Annotated in this window: 19 protein-coding genes; all 19 read left to right on the forward strand. The window is 48.4% G+C overall.

All coding sequences use genetic code 11. The features are described 5' to 3' along the window. The first annotated feature begins 10 nt into the window (after positions 1 to 10). A complete protein-coding gene (locus AC6I3O_RS05585) occupies positions 11 to 1,435 on the forward strand; it encodes a ParB/RepB/Spo0J family partition protein (protein WP_497850032.1) in 1,425 nt (474 codons plus the stop codon). Next, a complete protein-coding gene (locus tag AC6I3O_RS05590) occupies positions 1,435 to 1,593 on the forward strand; it encodes a hypothetical protein (protein ID WP_497850033.1) in 159 nt (52 codons plus the stop codon). The genes AC6I3O_RS05585 and AC6I3O_RS05590 overlap by 1 nt, the downstream gene beginning before the upstream one ends. Beyond that, positions 1,550 to 2,029, forward strand: a complete 480-nt coding sequence (locus tag AC6I3O_RS05595) for a DUF722 domain-containing protein (RefSeq protein WP_497850034.1) — start codon at positions 1,550 to 1,552, stop codon at positions 2,027 to 2,029. Before AC6I3O_RS05590 ends, AC6I3O_RS05595 begins: the two co-directional genes overlap by 44 nt. After that, entirely contained in the window at positions 2,026 to 2,289 is a 264-nt protein-coding gene (locus tag AC6I3O_RS05600) for a hypothetical protein (protein WP_004069519.1), read from the forward strand. Before AC6I3O_RS05595 ends, AC6I3O_RS05600 begins: the two co-directional genes overlap by 4 nt. Next, positions 2,213 to 3,016 carry a phage terminase small subunit-related protein gene (locus AC6I3O_RS05605; RefSeq protein WP_497850035.1) on the forward strand — a complete coding sequence of 268 codons (804 nt, stop codon included), beginning with the start codon at positions 2,213 to 2,215 and terminating at the stop codon, positions 3,014 to 3,016. Before AC6I3O_RS05600 ends, AC6I3O_RS05605 begins: the two co-directional genes overlap by 77 nt. Positions 3,017 to 3,150: 134 nt before the next feature. After that, positions 3,151 to 3,633: a hypothetical protein gene (locus AC6I3O_RS05610; protein WP_004069511.1), complete on the forward strand. Its 483-nt coding sequence runs from the start codon at positions 3,151 to 3,153 to the stop codon at positions 3,631 to 3,633. Next, positions 3,623 to 5,455, forward strand: a complete 1,833-nt coding sequence (locus AC6I3O_RS05615; RefSeq protein WP_497850036.1) for a phage terminase large subunit family protein — start codon at positions 3,623 to 3,625, stop codon at positions 5,453 to 5,455. Before AC6I3O_RS05610 ends, AC6I3O_RS05615 begins: the two co-directional genes overlap by 11 nt. Continuing rightward, entirely contained in the window at positions 5,455 to 5,691 is a 237-nt protein-coding gene (locus AC6I3O_RS05620) for a DUF6148 family protein (RefSeq protein WP_289703928.1), read from the forward strand. Before AC6I3O_RS05615 ends, AC6I3O_RS05620 begins: the two co-directional genes overlap by 1 nt. Positions 5,692 to 5,862: 171 nt before the next feature. Beyond that, positions 5,863 to 7,563: a phage portal protein gene (locus tag AC6I3O_RS05625; protein ID WP_497850037.1), complete on the forward strand. Its 1,701-nt coding sequence runs from the start codon at positions 5,863 to 5,865 to the stop codon at positions 7,561 to 7,563. Then, positions 7,550 to 8,659 carry a head maturation protease, ClpP-related gene (locus tag AC6I3O_RS05630; RefSeq protein WP_497853426.1) on the forward strand — a complete coding sequence of 370 codons (1,110 nt, stop codon included), beginning with the start codon at positions 7,550 to 7,552 and terminating at the stop codon, positions 8,657 to 8,659. The genes AC6I3O_RS05625 and AC6I3O_RS05630 overlap by 14 nt, the downstream gene beginning before the upstream one ends. Positions 8,660 to 8,673: 14 nt before the next feature. Beyond that, positions 8,674 to 9,012 (forward strand): hypothetical protein, encoded by a 339-nt coding sequence (locus tag AC6I3O_RS05635; RefSeq protein WP_497850038.1) that lies wholly within the window; start codon positions 8,674 to 8,676, stop codon positions 9,010 to 9,012. Positions 9,013 to 9,030: 18 nt separating this feature from the next. After that, positions 9,031 to 10,095: a major capsid protein gene (locus tag AC6I3O_RS05640; protein WP_497850039.1), complete on the forward strand. Its 1,065-nt coding sequence runs from the start codon at positions 9,031 to 9,033 to the stop codon at positions 10,093 to 10,095. Continuing rightward, the gene (locus AC6I3O_RS05645) at positions 10,095 to 10,439 is read left to right on the forward strand and encodes a hypothetical protein (RefSeq protein WP_497850040.1); all 345 of its coding nucleotides are present in this window, start codon (positions 10,095 to 10,097) and stop codon (positions 10,437 to 10,439) included. The genes AC6I3O_RS05640 and AC6I3O_RS05645 overlap by 1 nt, the downstream gene beginning before the upstream one ends. Beyond that, on the forward strand, positions 10,436 to 10,993 hold the full coding sequence (locus tag AC6I3O_RS05650; protein WP_497850041.1) for a phage tail protein: 558 nt from the start codon (positions 10,436 to 10,438) through the stop codon (positions 10,991 to 10,993). The genes AC6I3O_RS05645 and AC6I3O_RS05650 overlap by 4 nt, the downstream gene beginning before the upstream one ends. 4 nt (positions 10,994 to 10,997) lie before the next feature. Further along, positions 10,998 to 11,489 (forward strand): hypothetical protein, encoded by a 492-nt coding sequence (locus AC6I3O_RS05655; RefSeq protein WP_497850042.1) that lies wholly within the window; start codon positions 10,998 to 11,000, stop codon positions 11,487 to 11,489. Then, a complete protein-coding gene (locus tag AC6I3O_RS05660) occupies positions 11,480 to 11,878 on the forward strand; it encodes a hypothetical protein (RefSeq protein ID WP_004069491.1) in 399 nt (132 codons plus the stop codon). The genes AC6I3O_RS05655 and AC6I3O_RS05660 overlap by 10 nt, the downstream gene beginning before the upstream one ends. A gap of 3 nt (positions 11,879 to 11,881) precedes the next feature. After that, a complete protein-coding gene (locus tag AC6I3O_RS05665; RefSeq protein WP_497850043.1) occupies positions 11,882 to 13,312 on the forward strand; it encodes a phage tail sheath family protein in 1,431 nt (476 codons plus the stop codon). A gap of 17 nt (positions 13,313 to 13,329) precedes the next feature. Beyond that, a complete protein-coding gene (locus AC6I3O_RS05670; RefSeq protein WP_160227323.1) occupies positions 13,330 to 13,848 on the forward strand; it encodes a phage major tail tube protein in 519 nt (172 codons plus the stop codon). Positions 13,849 to 13,930: 82 nt separating this feature from the next. Beyond that, positions 13,931 to 14,107 (forward strand): ribbon-helix-helix domain-containing protein, encoded by a 177-nt coding sequence (locus AC6I3O_RS05675; protein ID WP_497850044.1) that lies wholly within the window; start codon positions 13,931 to 13,933, stop codon positions 14,105 to 14,107. Positions 14,108 to 14,134 lie beyond the last annotated feature (27 nt).

Here is a 14,134-nt window from a genome sequence, read left to right on the forward strand (position 1 = left end):
GGAAAAAGAGATGGCAAAAGCAAAATTCAACCTGACAGACTTATTGAACAGCCGTTCAAAGGAGCTGGAGGAAGTAAGCGGCGGGCAGCAGGAGAAAAGCGAAGCGGGGCAGCAGGACAACGCCCCGCAGCAGACAGAGGAAAACGCAGTTGTAAATATTGATGTACATGACCTTGTACCGTCGCAAGAAAATTTCTATCATGTAGACGACGAATTAAAGCGTTCTATTGAGCTTGTGGGCATATTGCAGCCGTTACTTGTAAGCCGCCCGGAAAACGGCAAATACAGAGTGATTGCGGGGCATAGAAGACGGCTTGCGGTGCTTTCCCTGTTAGAAGAGGGGAAAGAGGAAATGCGGTTTGTGCCTTGCGTCTTCAAAAAAGAGGACGTGAGGGACCGGCTGGCGTTGATTATGGCGAACCGCTTCCGGGATAAGACAGACTGGGAAAAGATGATGGAAGCAATTCAGGCAGAGGAACTGGCAAAAGAGCTGAAAAAGGAATACAGCCTGAACGGAAGGACCCGTGAAGTCCTTGCAGAGATAACAGGGACGACGGAAGCGCAACTGGGGCGGTATAAGTCCATTTATAACAATCTTTCTGCCCGCCTGATGAAATACTTTAAAGATAGTGTTATCAATGTTTCTGTAGCGGTTGAGTTGTGCGGCATGAGCGCAGCGGGGCAGGAGGAAGCAGCAGACAGGGTGGAGGAAGCAGGGACGCTTTCATTGACGGAAGCAAGGGAAATGAAGCAGAGGGAGGAAGCCGGAAAGGATATGCCGGGGCAAATGAGCTTCACAGAAGACATTTTGCCGGGCGAAACGGGCGAAGGTGAAGAAGAACCCGCAGAAGAGGAAGAAACGCCCACAGAGGGCGCAGGAGAAGCCACAGAGGGGCAGCAGGAAGACTTCATGAACCAGCCGGAGGAATACGAAGACCCGCAGCCGGAAAATATCACTTCTCTTTGCTATTCCTGCGAGAATTACGAAACTTGTCATGAAAAGAAAAGCACGGTCACTTCCTGCAATGCCTATGTGAACCGGGAGGAAGCCCGCAAGACAGATGAACAGCGGTACGACGAACAGCAAGCAGCACTTGACCGGGAAACGGAAAGAAAGCTGAAAGAACAGCAGCAGGAAGAAAAAATGCAGCAGTTACCGAGTGAAGCGGAAAAGAAGGTGCATGAAATCACGCTGGCGGCTTCAAAGTATAATGAAATCGCAAATGAAACGCTGACATTCTATCTGTTAAAGAATGACGGGTACAGGGTAGGAGATACGGCAGTAATGCAGGAGTACACGGCAGGGAGAATGACCGGGCGGGAGATTGTAACAGAAATAACGTATGTATGGGAAGACTGGACGGGGCTTGAAGATGATTATTGCATTATCGGTTTTACGGTTCAGGAGTTAAGACGGAAAGAGGGCCGAACATAGTGGGATTGCTTGCGGATATTGAAGATATTATGAAAAACATGGAGGAAAACGGAGAGAGGGCAACGCCGGAAACGGTGCTTGCCCTTGCCGTGTGGAGAGAAGGAGGTAAAAGGGATGGCAAAGACCATGAACAAAAACAAAGTTCTGAAATTGCTTGAATTGTTCCCGGAGATTGACGGGGAAATCAAGTCAAGACGCAGCTTTATTTCAGACTTAGAACAATATTACAATCCGATTCAGGGGGTAGGCTATAGCGACACGACAAAGGGCAAATATGCAAATTCTGACCCCACAGAACGGCTTGCATTGAATATCCCGGATTATGTGCGGGGAGATATTCAGCGTTACCAGCGGGAAATAGAGGAATTGCAGAAAGTAAAGGTTGAAATCCTGAAAGAAGTGTCCCGGCTGACAATGAAGCAAAAAAATGTTGTTTTCGGGTATTATTTTCACGGCATGAAGTGGGAACAGGTAGCGGAGCGGACGCACTACAGCGAAAGACAGTGTAAAAATATCCGGGACGGAGCGGTGGAACGTCTTCTGAAAGGTTTTGAAAACAATCGCATACTTTCTGAATACGAAATAAAGGAATGAAGGATTGCCCGGCATTGCACGGAAAAAGCTGGTATAATAAGGCGAAAGAAACAGGGCTTCAAAATGCAGGGGAAGCAAGGCTGGCTTCATATTCCGGGGATTTTGAAACCCTGATTTTTTTATATTTCCGAAATCAGGGCGGGGCAAAGCTGCGAAAACGAACGAAGGGAAGTGAAAGAGGGCATGGGAAGAAAGAGGAACCCGGAGCGGGACCAGAGCTTGAAAAGGTACATAGAAAGCGGCGGGAAAATGACGCTTGAAGAGCTTGCGGCGGCAGCAGGCGTTCCGAAAGCCCGCATAAGCAAGTGGAAATCAGAGGACAAGTGGGAAGAACGCCTGAAAGAAGCCCCGAAGAAAAAGGGCGGGCAGAGGGGAAATAAAAATGCGGCAGGCAGGACCCCTAAAAAGGACGGAAATAAAAACGCCGTCACACACGGAGCCTTTGCACAAGCGGGGATTGACGACATAGACCCGGAGAGAGCGGAGAAAATAAAAGCGGTAAAGCCAGGCGGCAGCATAGAGAAAATGACGGAGGAGCTGCAAAGCCTGTTAGTACGCAAGGCATATCTGGAGGGGCTATTGAAGCAGTACACAGCCCCGGAAGCGGAGGGGGCTTTCTATGCTGATAAGCTGGTACATATGGCAGTACCGAAGACGCTTGAAGAGGTACAGGGAGAGCAGGACAGCGGCATTGACACAGGGCAGGTGCAGGACCCGGAAGGGGGTACAGAGAAGCTAAAGACAGCAATGAAGACTATCATTAAATCAAGTGCATTTGATAGAGCTATGAAGGTAGAAGCAGAACTGAACCGCCTGCATGGACGTATCATAAAGCAGATAGACAGTATCAAGTCATATGAGATGGAAGAAAGAAGATTGTCGCTGGAAGAAAGAAAATATCAGCTTGCTAAACAAAAATTAACAGGTGAGTTCATTATTGATGATGAAACGGAAGAAATCATTGACGATTTGATGGACGGCGACTGAATGGGTGTAGGTTCTTTCAGCCGATTGGAAGCTATGCGGGTACGGCGACGCCCAGACCCTGCCTAGATACGAAATGAAAAAAACGGCTTCCGTTTCTGCCGGGGAATATTTTGAAAGGGGGGTATACCGAAAAAATGAAGTTGTACACGTCGGCGGCGATAGCACGGTATCTGGACATGACGGAAAGGAACGTGCGGACGCTGCGGGACAAAGGGATATTGACCGAATACAAGCCGGGGTTGTATGACTTGCAGACGGCGACAAAGCAGTATATAAATTTCCTGCGGCAGAAGAACCCGGAAGCGGAAGAGAAGGTGGACTACAACACGGAGCGGGCAAAGCTGGTGCGGGCGAAAAGGGAGAATCAGGAGCTGGAACTACAGTTGCGGAAGAATGAGCTTCACACGACAGAAGACATTGAAAAGATTGTCACAGACACGCTTGTAAATTTCAGAACCCGTCTTCTGGCTATCCCTGCAAAGTTAAGCCCGATTCTTGCGAAGAAGAAAGACCAGACGGAAATTTTTAAGCTGATGAAAGCGGCGATTGATGAAACGCTGGAAGAATTATCTGATTTTGACAGGATAACGAAGGAGGGCGGGGAAGATGAGGGATAACACGGCGCAGCTTTTCCGCAGACTATTCAAGGTTCTAAAGCCGCCGCCAGATTTGACGCTTTCTGAATGGGCTGACAGGTTCAGGCGGCTTGCTGCCGGGACGACTGCGGAACCGGGGCGGTGGAAGACCGCAAAAGCCCCGTACCAGAAAGAAATTATGGACGCAATCACGGACATATCAATAAAAAAAGTTGTGATTATGTCAGCGGCGCAGGTGGGGAAGACTGACGCAATGGTTTTGAACCCGATAGGGTACTACATACATTACGACCCTTCCCCGATAATGGTTATACAGCCCACCATTGACATGGCAGAAAAATTTTCAAAAGAAAAGCTGTCCCCCATGCTGCGGAGTACGCCCGTACTTGCGGAGCGCATAGACGATAAATCAAGAAGCAGCGGGAACACAATCACGCACAAGATTTTTCCGGGCGGGTTTGTAACGATTGCAGGAGCGAACAGCCCCACGGGACTGCGGAGCCATACGGTCAGGATTCTTCTTGCTGATGAAATAGACGGATACCCGGCAAGCGCAGGGGCGGAGGGGGACCCGCTTCTACTTGCGGCAAAGCGGCAAACGACGTACTGGAACAAAAAACAGGTGGACATTTCAACGCCGACTATCAAGGGGGCTTCCCGGATAGAAATTGAATATGAGAACAGCAGCCGGGGGGAATGGAACACGCCCTGCCCGTGCTGCGGGGAATTGCAGCCGCTTGTCTGGGGAAATGTTGTCTATGATAAAAACGACCTGTCAGAAATACGCTATGCCTGCGAAAAATGCGGGGTAATTTCAAGCGAAGCGGAGTGGAAGGAACACTATACAGAAGGGAAATTTGTACATGAGGACCCGGAAAACCCGGTGAAGGGCTTTCACCTGAATACCCTTGCTTCTACACTAACAACGTGGAAAGAGGTTGTTGAAAAGTTCATTGAAGCGAATGAGGAAGTAAAAAAGGGAAATGTGCAGCTAATGAAGGTATGGACGAATACCGAGATGGGGCAGACATGGGAAGAAGACGGGGAAAGCGTAGACGACGACGTACTTTTGAACCGCAGGGAATACTATAGCTGCGAAGTCCCGGAAGACGTTCTGTATCTGACAGCAGGAGTTGACACGCAGGACGACAGGTTTGAAATTGAGGTTGTCGGGTGGGGTCCTGATTATGAGAGTTGGGGCATAAAGTACGCCGCAATATACGGGGACTTGCACGGGGATAAAATCTGGGAGGAATTAGACACATTTCTTTCACAGACCTTCACGAAGGAAGACGGGACAAAGTTGAAAATTGTATGCACCTGCATGGACAGCGGCGGGCATTTCACAAACAGGGTATATAAATTCTGCAAAAAACGGTTTGCCCGGAAAGTGTTTGCAATCAAGGGAAGCAACGACAGCGCAGCGGCGTACATACAGAAACCGTCAAAAAGCAATCGTGAACAAGCATACCTTTTCACGATAGGAGTTGACACAGGGAAAAGCTGGCTGATGGACAGATTGAAACTTGAAACGCCGGGTCCGGGGTACTGTCATTTCCCGTTAGAACAGGGGAAGGGGTACGACGAAAAATATTTTAAGGGGCTGACTTCTGAAAAAAAGGTACTGCGGTACAAAATGGGAAGACCGTACTTTGCATGGGAGCTGAAGGACAAGGGGGAACACAAAAGGAATGAAGCGTTAGACTGCCGGAACTATGCAACGGCGGCAATCGAAATCACGCAGCTTCCGTTGAAGAAGCCGGAGGAAAAGAAAGCGGCGGCAGCAGGAGCGGCGGCAGGAAGGAAAAGAAAAAAGAGAAGAAGCAACGGAGGTATATTATAATGGCAGGAATCACACTTGAAACTGCACAAAAGCATTTAGACGTATGGCTGGAAGCGGAAATGACGGTTGCGACAGGACAGAGCTATACAATCGGTTCACGAACACTGACACGGGCGAACCTGACGGAAATAAGAAATGCCATAGAGTATTGGAACGGGAAAGTTCAGAAGCTGGAGAACATACAGAGGAAGGGAGGAAGAAACAGGATAAAACGGGGAGTGATACGGGACTTGTAAAATTGCCCGGTATTGCCCGCAATTTCCCCCGATTGCCCGAAATGCCGTTTTATTTCCTTTTTTTGCCCGGAAAAAGCTGATATTATATAAACTGGTAAGATTGAAAAAAACAGCAAGAAAGCACTGGAAACAGTGCTTTTTTCATGCCATAAAACGGGAGAAGGTGAAGGATTGAACGGGATAGCAAGGGCAATAGACAGCGTAATTGCCACGATTGCGCCGCAAACGGCACTGAAAAGAACCGCTGCAAGACAGAAAATGCAGATTTTAAACAGCGGTTACAGCAATTACGGCGCAAACACAACAAAAAAGTCCTTAATCGGGTGGAATTATGCTGGGGGTTCTGCCCGTGAAGACATAAACGACAATCTTTCTATACTGCGGCAGCGTTCCCGTGATTTATACATGGGCGTACCGATTGCGACAGGAGCTGTGAAGACAATGCGAACAAATGTTGTAGGGCGTGGGCTGATGTTAAAACCAACGGTAGACGCAGAAGTATTAAAGATAACGGCAACGCAGGCGCAGCAGTTAGAAAAGGAGATAACAAGGGAATGGGCGTTGTGGGCTGAAAGCCCGGATTGCGATATGGCAAGGATTGACAATTTTTATGAGTTGCAGCAATTAGCGTTTCTGAATTGGCTTGCTTCTGGGGACACGCTTGTATTGCTACCGACGAAAAAGCGGATAAACCAGCCCTATGATTTACGGGTGCAGCTTGTGGAAGCTGACCGCCTTTCAAGCCCGAATAATTATGATACGTTCGACAATCAGATTGTAGGGGGTGTTGAAGTAGACGCTGACGGGGAAGTTGTAGCGTATCACTTTTCAAAACACCACCCGTTATCATATGCGAATGAGCGCATGGAGTGGCAGCGGGTAGAAGCATACGGGAAAAAGACGGGAAGAAAGAATGTGCTGCATTTAATGTGCCGGGAAAGGATAGACCAGCGGCGGGGCGTTCCCTTCCTTGCCCCGGTCATAGAAGCCTTAAAGCAGCTAGGACGGTATACGGACGCTGAATTGATAGCGGCGGTTATATCAGGGCTTTTTACTGTCTTTATCGAAAAAGAATCGAATGAAGACGGGGAACCTGTAGGGTCCGGCATAGCGGAAGAAGACCTGATTGACGAAGATGACGAAAACAGCCTTGAACTGGGACCCGGCGCAATACTTGACCTTGCAGAAGGGGAAAAGGCGCACGACATAAACCCCGGAAGACCGAACAAAAATTTCAACGGTTTTGTGGAAGCTATCTGCCGACAGATAGGCGCAGCACTTGAAATCCCGTATGAATTGCTTTTAAAGCATTTTACAAGTTCCTATTCTGCAAGCCGGGGAGCGTTAGAGGAAGCGTGGAAAATGTTTAAAATGTACCGGGCATGGATGGCAAACGACTTTTGCCAGCCCGTATATGAAGAATGGCTTGCGGAAGCGGTAGCAAAAGGAAGGATAAATGCCCCCGGATTCTTCACAGACCCGTTGCGCCGAAAAGCGTACTGCAAAGCACAGTGGAACGGACCCGCACGGGGGCTTCTGAACCCGGTTCAGGAGGTAGGGGCAGCGGTAACAAGGGTTGAAAACGGATTTTCTACCCGCAGCGCAGAAACAATGGAGATGGCTGGTGGTGACTTTTATAGTAACTGCGAACAGCTAAAGCAGGAAGAAAAGAAGCTAAAGGAGGTAAAGAAAATTGTCAATGCAGGGGAACAAAAACCCGGAAGCGCAGCCGGGCAGCAGGGGAACGGGACAAAGCCCGGAGAGCCAGACGAACGGCAGGACGACAACGGGACAAAGCCCGGAGAGTCAGACGAACAGCAGGACAGCGACGGGCAGCAGGGAGAAAAACCCGTTCGGAGTGACACAGAATAAATTCTGGGACTTCGTACCGGGGACGGCGACAAAGCCGCCTGAATTGCTTCTGTACGGAACTATCAGCAGCCAGCAGAGCTGGTGGGAAGACCGGGTAACGCCCGCACAGTTTAACAGGGAGCTTGCGGCATTAGGGGAAGACGTGCCGGAAATAATAGTGCGTATCAACAGCCCTGGCGGTGATGTGTTCGCAGCAAACGCAATATATACACGGCTAAAGGACCATGACGCAAAAATCACGGTAAAAGTTGACGGGTGGGCGGCTTCCGCTGCCACGATTATCGCAATGGCAGGCGACACAATCAAGATACCGAGAAACGGCGTTTTCATGATACACGACCCGGCAATGACAGTCTGGGACACGTTCAGAGCAGAAGACTTTGAAAAGATGGCGCAGGAATTGAAAGTGATAAAACAATCAATCATTAACGCCTATTCTGTAAAAACGGGAAAGACGGCTGATGAAATATCCGGCTTTATGTCAGATGAAACATGGTGGACGGGCGACGAAGCAGTGGAAAACGGTTTTTGTGATGAACTAATGTTTGAGGAAGCCCAGACGGTCATTGAAAACGCAGGAAGAATTATTGTCAATTCTGTACCGATTGACATGGGGACTTTCAAGACCGTTCCTAAAATGTTGTTAAACAGCCCGGCAGCAACGCCGGGAGGTTTGCAAAACGGCAGACAGCCGGAAAATAAACCCAAAAAGGAGGAAAAAAAGATGGAACCGAAAGACACAATCACAACGATTGAAGCGTTGAAAGCGGCATATCCCGACTTGACGGCAGCAATAGAAGACAACGCCCGGAAAGAGGAAAGAAACCGTATCAAGGCACTGGAAGACGCAGCGGTGGGAGGGTTTGAAAGCATTGTGCATGACGCAAAGTTTGTGAACCCTATTTCTGCCGGGGAAATGGCGTTGCAGATTGTAATGGAACAAAAGAAACAGGGCGGCGCATACCTGCAAAACAGGGAAGAAGACGTAACAGACAGCCACGTTTCCGACGTAGGCGCAGGCGCAAGCGAGAAGGGAAGCGAAGGGAAAGACCTCTTCAATGAAGCGATTGACCGCTTGTTTCCCGACGTGAAATAAAGGGAGGGACGACAATGGGAATGTATGAAATTGAAACAAGGACGTGTGAAGCAAAAAACTTTTTTGCAGGCGACTTCCAGACGCTGACCGAAAGCGGGACGGCAGGCGGTGAGCTTGCAGAACATATGCCCGTAGCGGAAGACACAAAAGGAAAGATTGTTGCGGTGACGGCAGAAACGGCGGCGAATGTTATGGGAATTACAGCAGCGGCGGCAGCAGCAGACGAACCCGTTGTATATTACATAACAGGGGAATTTTTTCAGGAAGCATTGAACCTGCCGGACGGCGTAACAGTAGAGGACATAAAAAGACCCCTGCGGAAAATGTCAATTTTCCTGCGGAAATTAGGATAAAAAAGGGAGGATAAGAAGATGGCAAATGAAACAGTAAGCATTTATGACCCACGGACAATGGGGCGGGTAGTTTCCAAAATGCCCCCGGTGCATACGTTTTTCAGAAGCACTTTCTTCAAGCATGAAGAAACTTTTGTGACAGAAGAGGTTGACGTGGACTTTGTAAAGGGTTCCCGCAAGGTTGCGCCGTATGTACACAGGCTTATCGGCGGGAAAACCGTGGCAAATACCGGGTACGAAACAAAGAGCTATAAACCGCCTTTAGTTGCGCCCGATAAAATTACAACGGTTGACAATCTGTTAAAGCGGCAGCCGGGGGAAAGCATTGTTTCAGGAAGGACACCTGCGGAACGTGCAGTTCTGAAAATGTCAAGTGATTTTGTGGAGCTGCGGGAAATGATTACACGCCGGGAAGAGCTGATGTGTGTACAGTCTATCTTTATGGGGAAAATCCCGATTATCGGGGAAGGGCTGAATGAAATGATTGACTTCAAGTTTACGAACCGGGAGGAAATCACGACGGCGGCAAAGAAGTGGACTGGGAAGGATTCTGACCCGATAGCGGACTTGAAGCGGTGGCACAAAAAAGTGCAGCAGACAGGGTTCACAAATTGCGATATGTGCATTATGTCAGATGATGTTGCAACGGTATTTGTAAACCACGACAAGGTGAAGAACCTGCTGGACGTGAGAAACTACCACCTTGCAGTCATTCAGCCCAGGCAGCTTCCGAACGGTGTAACCTATATCGGGACTATTCACGAATTAGGGCTTGACATTTACACATACAACGAATGGTATCTTGACGACTGGACGGACCAGGACCCGAAGAAAGCGACGGAAAAACCGCTTGTCCCGGAAGGTGAACTTGTGCTTATCAGCAGCAATGCAAATTATTCCATGTATTACGGCGCAATAACTTTGATTGATGAAAATACAAAGGAGTTCCACACGGTAGAGGGAAAATATGTGCCTGACACATGGGTAAAGAGAAAGCCCGCAAGAAGGTTCTTGCAGTTGTCTTCTGCCCCGCTGTCCGTGCCGCATGACGTAGACAGTTGGTTTGTGGCGAAGGTAATATAATGGACTTCAAAGCGCAGATAATAAAAGACCTGAAAACATTCCATAACCCCGGAGAGTTTGCGGAAATGATGTGCATATGGTACGACGGGAAGCAATACGAAGTCCCCGCCGTGCTTGACCACCTGACAGGGACAGACAGGCAGAAGCCGGGCGGCGATAATGCAGAGGGGATATATAGAGCGGAAGCAATGCTTTATATATCCCATGTAGATATGGGCATTGTGCCGAAAAAAGGGCGTGAAATCGAAATAGAGGAAGCCGGAGCGGTAAGCCTTTACACGATTGAAAAAAGCAGCTATGAAGCCGGGGAAATCGTGCTTGAACTGGGGGCGTATACAGAATGATTGAAGTATCAGCGGAAGCGATAGAACGGGTGGAGCGTATTCTGGCAGGAGTTCCGAAAGGTGCGGAACGTGCGCTGTCAAACGCAATAAACCGGGGATTGTCACGGGTAAAGACCGGGGCAAAAAAACGGGTGAAAGAAGTGTATACCGTGCAGAGCAGCGCATTTACAGCGGCGGCAAATACGCAGGTAAGCAAAGCAAGCACAAGCAATTTAGCTGGCGTTGTAACTTTTGCAGGCTGCAAGATACCACTATATAAATTTCAGGTAACACCAAAAGCCCCCGGAGTAGGAAGACGGGTAAAAGCAACAGTCAAGAAAGGCGGCGGGACACAGTTTGAAGAAGCGTTCATTGCAAATTTGAAATATGGAACGGGAGTTTTTGAACGTGAAACATCAAAGCGTTTTCCCGTTCAAGAGCTTATGGGACTTTCAACGGCGCAGATGGTAGAAAATGAAAACATAATGCAGACGCTGGAGGAAGAAGCGCAGACGGTAGTAAACGAACGGCTGGAACATGAGATTGAACGCATTTTGAACGGTTACGGAGGTTAAAGGAATGACTGCTATAAATTTGTTAGAGTGCCTGGAAGAGTTTGTGAAAGAGAAAACCGCAGACATTAAACTGCAAGTGAAGGTAAGGAACCTAAACCCGCAGGAAGTGAAGGAACGGGCGGCAGACGTTTACAAAATGCGTCTTCCCAAAAAAGAAGACCAGACAGAAAAAGTCCCGTATATCCTTCTTCAATTCCTGACCGGGAAGGACGACAAGGAGAACGGGGAGCCGCAGGAAAGCGACTGCAAAATACGGATAGTGGTTGCAACGTATTCAGAGGACGGCGGCGAAGGTTCTTTTGATGTGCTGAATGTGCTTTTGCGTATCAGGAGCGAACTGGAAAAAGCCGGGGTCGTCGGTGAACGGTTCGTGCTGCAATATCCGCTTGAATATATCGTGTACCCGGACAGCACACAGCCCTATTATTTGGGCGAAATGGTAACTAACTGGTCAATGCCCACAATGGAAAGGGAGGTAACGGACATATGGCAGTAAAGAAGAACGCCACAGAAGCCGCAGGAGCGGCAGAAAAGGGAAAGACGGTAAATAATACCACGAACGACAAAAAAACCGATTCTGGGGCAAATAACGAAGCCACAGGAGGGAAAAAAGAAGGAAGGGAAACAGTGACGCTTGCATATATAGGACCGTCGCTGCCTGCCGGACTTCTGAAAACAAATAAAATCCTGATAGGGACAAGGGAGGAAATAGACAAAGAGCTTGCAGCGGTTCTGGAGAAGTACCCGCTTGTGGGGAAAATGCTTGTCCCGGTTGAAAAGCTGGCAGAGAAAAAGGACAGGGCAGCAACGGCAGGAAACATTCTGAACAAATATTACACGGATATTGTTTCTTCCATTGCCGCAAATGAGAGGAAGGAGGAGTAAAAGATGGCTGATATTACACATGGAATTGACACGAAAAAGCAGCAAACAAGCGTCGGAAGCCCTACAGTCGTAGCAACGGGGATTCCGTTTGTGGTAGGAGCTGCCCCGGCGCATATGGTAGGCGGGAAGGTGAACGACGTTATCATGGCGAATGACTATGAAGAAGCCGTGAAAGCATTGGGATATTCCGACAACTGGGAGGGGTACGGGCTTTCAGAAGCAGTCTACACGCAGTTTGTTTTATATCAGCAGTCCCCGGCGTTTTTCGTGAACATTCTGGACCCGTCGAAGCACAAAAAGGAAGTGAGCGGGAAGAAATATGAAGTTGCGGAAAACCAGATTGCGCTTCCGCTTGAAACGCTTGCGGAAAGCGTAGAGATTGAAGGGAAGGAAAAAGGCACAGACTTTGAAGTGTTCTACAATGACACAGCCTGCATTGTTGAGTTTGTGGAGGACACGACAGGGGAAATGACGGTATCATGTACGGAGGTTGACCCGTCGAAGGTGACAAAAGCTGATATTATCGGCGGTTACAGCATAGCGACACATAAGACGACAGGGCTTGAACTGATTGACGATTGCTTCCCGAAATACAGGATTGTTCCTGACCTGATTTTGTGTCCGAATTGGTCACATGACCCGGAGGTGGCAGCGGTGATGTCAGCAAAAGGCGAAAATATCAACGGGCTTTTTGAAGCGGACGCACTTCTGGACGTAGACACAAGGGCAGAGGGCGGGGCGACGTATTACACGGAGGTTCCGGCATGGAAACAGTCAAAAAACTTCATGAAGCCGAATGAATTAGTATGCTTCCCGAAGTTGAAACTGGGTGACAGGGTTTTCAATTTTTCGACGCAGCAGGCAGGATTGATGGCACGGACGGACAACGACGGTTCACTGGGCGACGGGACCCCCTGCGAAAGTGCTTCAAACAAGAGCTTGCAGGCTGACAGCATGGTATTGGCAAACGGTGAAGAAGTCGTGCTTGACGTGCAGAAAGCGAATTTCCTGAATGACAACGGGGTTATTACGGGGCTGAACTTTATTAACGGTTTTGTGAGTTGGGGAGATTATACGGCTTGTTTCCCGGCGAATACAGACCCGGTTGACTATTTCTATTGCATTTCCCGTATGTTCAAATGGGTTGCAAAAACAGTCACGCTTTCTTACTGGTCACACATTGACCGAAAATTGACACGGCGGCTGATAGACGCAATCTTGCAGGGTATCAACGACTGGCTGGCGGCACTGACGGCAGATGAAAAGATTGTGGGCGGGCGTGTAGAACTGCGGGAAGAGGAAAACAGCTTGACAGCGTTAATGTCAGGAAAGGCAAAATTCCATATCTACATTACGCCACCTTCACCTTTGCGGCTTATGGAATATGTGCTTGAATATGATATTTCCTATCTGTCAAGCCTGCTGGCAGTGTAAGGAAGGAGGGCTAAACAATGGCGAAAGTTGATGAACTTATTATAAATTTTTCCGTTTATGAGGACGCAGTTGAGTATTTAGGAATGTCAGAAGCGACGCTGCCAGAAGTGTCGAACCTTGCGGAAGAGATTACAGGGGCGGGGATTGCCGGGAATGTTGAAGCGGTAGTGTTGGGACATATCGAAGCAATGACACTGACGCTGAATTTCCGAACAGTCACGAAAGCGGCAATTCGGCTGGCAGAACCGAGAATACATAACATTGACCTGCGGGCGGCGCAGCAGGTAAGGAACACGCAGACGGGCAAAATTGAAACGGTTGCGGCAAAGCACGTTATGAAGGTTACACCAAAAAAATTTGCGCCCGGAAAACTTGCGGCGGCTTCCGCAGCGGACGCAAGCGGAGAATATGCGGTATCGTCATATACGCTTTATCTGGACGGAAAGAAGGTAGTTGAAATTGACCAGCTGAACTTTGTCTATTATATCAATGGAACCGACTATTTAGCATCTGTCAAACGTGCGTTGGGGAAATAATAAAATACTTCAAAATATTGCTTGACTTTTTGGGCTACATGAATTATATTATTTATGGGGCTACAAAAAGTGAGGTGATAGCATGAGTCCTAGAACGGGCAGACCAAAATCAGAAAATCCAAAATCTAACCCTATTCATGTGCGGCTTGATGATGAAACACAAGAAATACTTGAAAAGTATTGCAATCAAGAAAACATAGCAAAAACAGAAGGGATTAGAAGAGGGATACATAGATTGAAGTCTGAAATCAAGAAATAAAAAACAGCCGTAGCACCGACCAAAGTA

The sequence above is a fragment of the Sporofaciens sp. St.21A7 genome (assembly GCF_059728535.1).

Excerpts from the sequence above, each read along its gene's own strand:
- AC6I3O_RS05585 (WP_497850032.1), top strand. The coding sequence starts at position 11 with ATGGCAAAAGCAAAATTCAACCTGACAGACTTATTGAACAGCCGTTCA.
- AC6I3O_RS05595 (WP_497850034.1), top strand. The coding sequence starts at position 1,550 with ATGGCAAAGACCATGAACAAAAACAAAGTTCTGAAATTGCTTGAATTG.
- AC6I3O_RS05600 (WP_004069519.1), top strand. The coding sequence starts at position 2,026 with ATGAAGGATTGCCCGGCATTGCACGGAAAAAGCTGGTATAATAAGGCG.
- AC6I3O_RS05605 (WP_497850035.1), top strand. The coding sequence starts at position 2,213 with ATGGGAAGAAAGAGGAACCCGGAGCGGGACCAGAGCTTGAAAAGGTAC.
- AC6I3O_RS05610 (WP_004069511.1), top strand. The coding sequence starts at position 3,151 with ATGAAGTTGTACACGTCGGCGGCGATAGCACGGTATCTGGACATGACG.
- AC6I3O_RS05615 (WP_497850036.1), top strand. The coding sequence starts at position 3,623 with ATGAGGGATAACACGGCGCAGCTTTTCCGCAGACTATTCAAGGTTCTA.
- AC6I3O_RS05620 (WP_289703928.1), top strand. The coding sequence starts at position 5,455 with ATGGCAGGAATCACACTTGAAACTGCACAAAAGCATTTAGACGTATGG.
- AC6I3O_RS05635 (WP_497850038.1), top strand. The coding sequence starts at position 8,674 with ATGGGAATGTATGAAATTGAAACAAGGACGTGTGAAGCAAAAAACTTT.
- AC6I3O_RS05640 (WP_497850039.1), top strand. The coding sequence starts at position 9,031 with ATGGCAAATGAAACAGTAAGCATTTATGACCCACGGACAATGGGGCGG.
- AC6I3O_RS05645 (WP_497850040.1), top strand. The coding sequence starts at position 10,095 with ATGGACTTCAAAGCGCAGATAATAAAAGACCTGAAAACATTCCATAAC.
- AC6I3O_RS05650 (WP_497850041.1), top strand. The coding sequence starts at position 10,436 with ATGATTGAAGTATCAGCGGAAGCGATAGAACGGGTGGAGCGTATTCTG.
- AC6I3O_RS05655 (WP_497850042.1), top strand. The coding sequence starts at position 10,998 with ATGACTGCTATAAATTTGTTAGAGTGCCTGGAAGAGTTTGTGAAAGAG.
- AC6I3O_RS05660 (WP_004069491.1), top strand. The coding sequence starts at position 11,480 with ATGGCAGTAAAGAAGAACGCCACAGAAGCCGCAGGAGCGGCAGAAAAG.
- AC6I3O_RS05665 (WP_497850043.1), top strand. The coding sequence starts at position 11,882 with ATGGCTGATATTACACATGGAATTGACACGAAAAAGCAGCAAACAAGC.
- AC6I3O_RS05670 (WP_160227323.1), top strand. The coding sequence starts at position 13,330 with ATGGCGAAAGTTGATGAACTTATTATAAATTTTTCCGTTTATGAGGAC.
- AC6I3O_RS05675 (WP_497850044.1), top strand. The coding sequence starts at position 13,931 with ATGAGTCCTAGAACGGGCAGACCAAAATCAGAAAATCCAAAATCTAAC.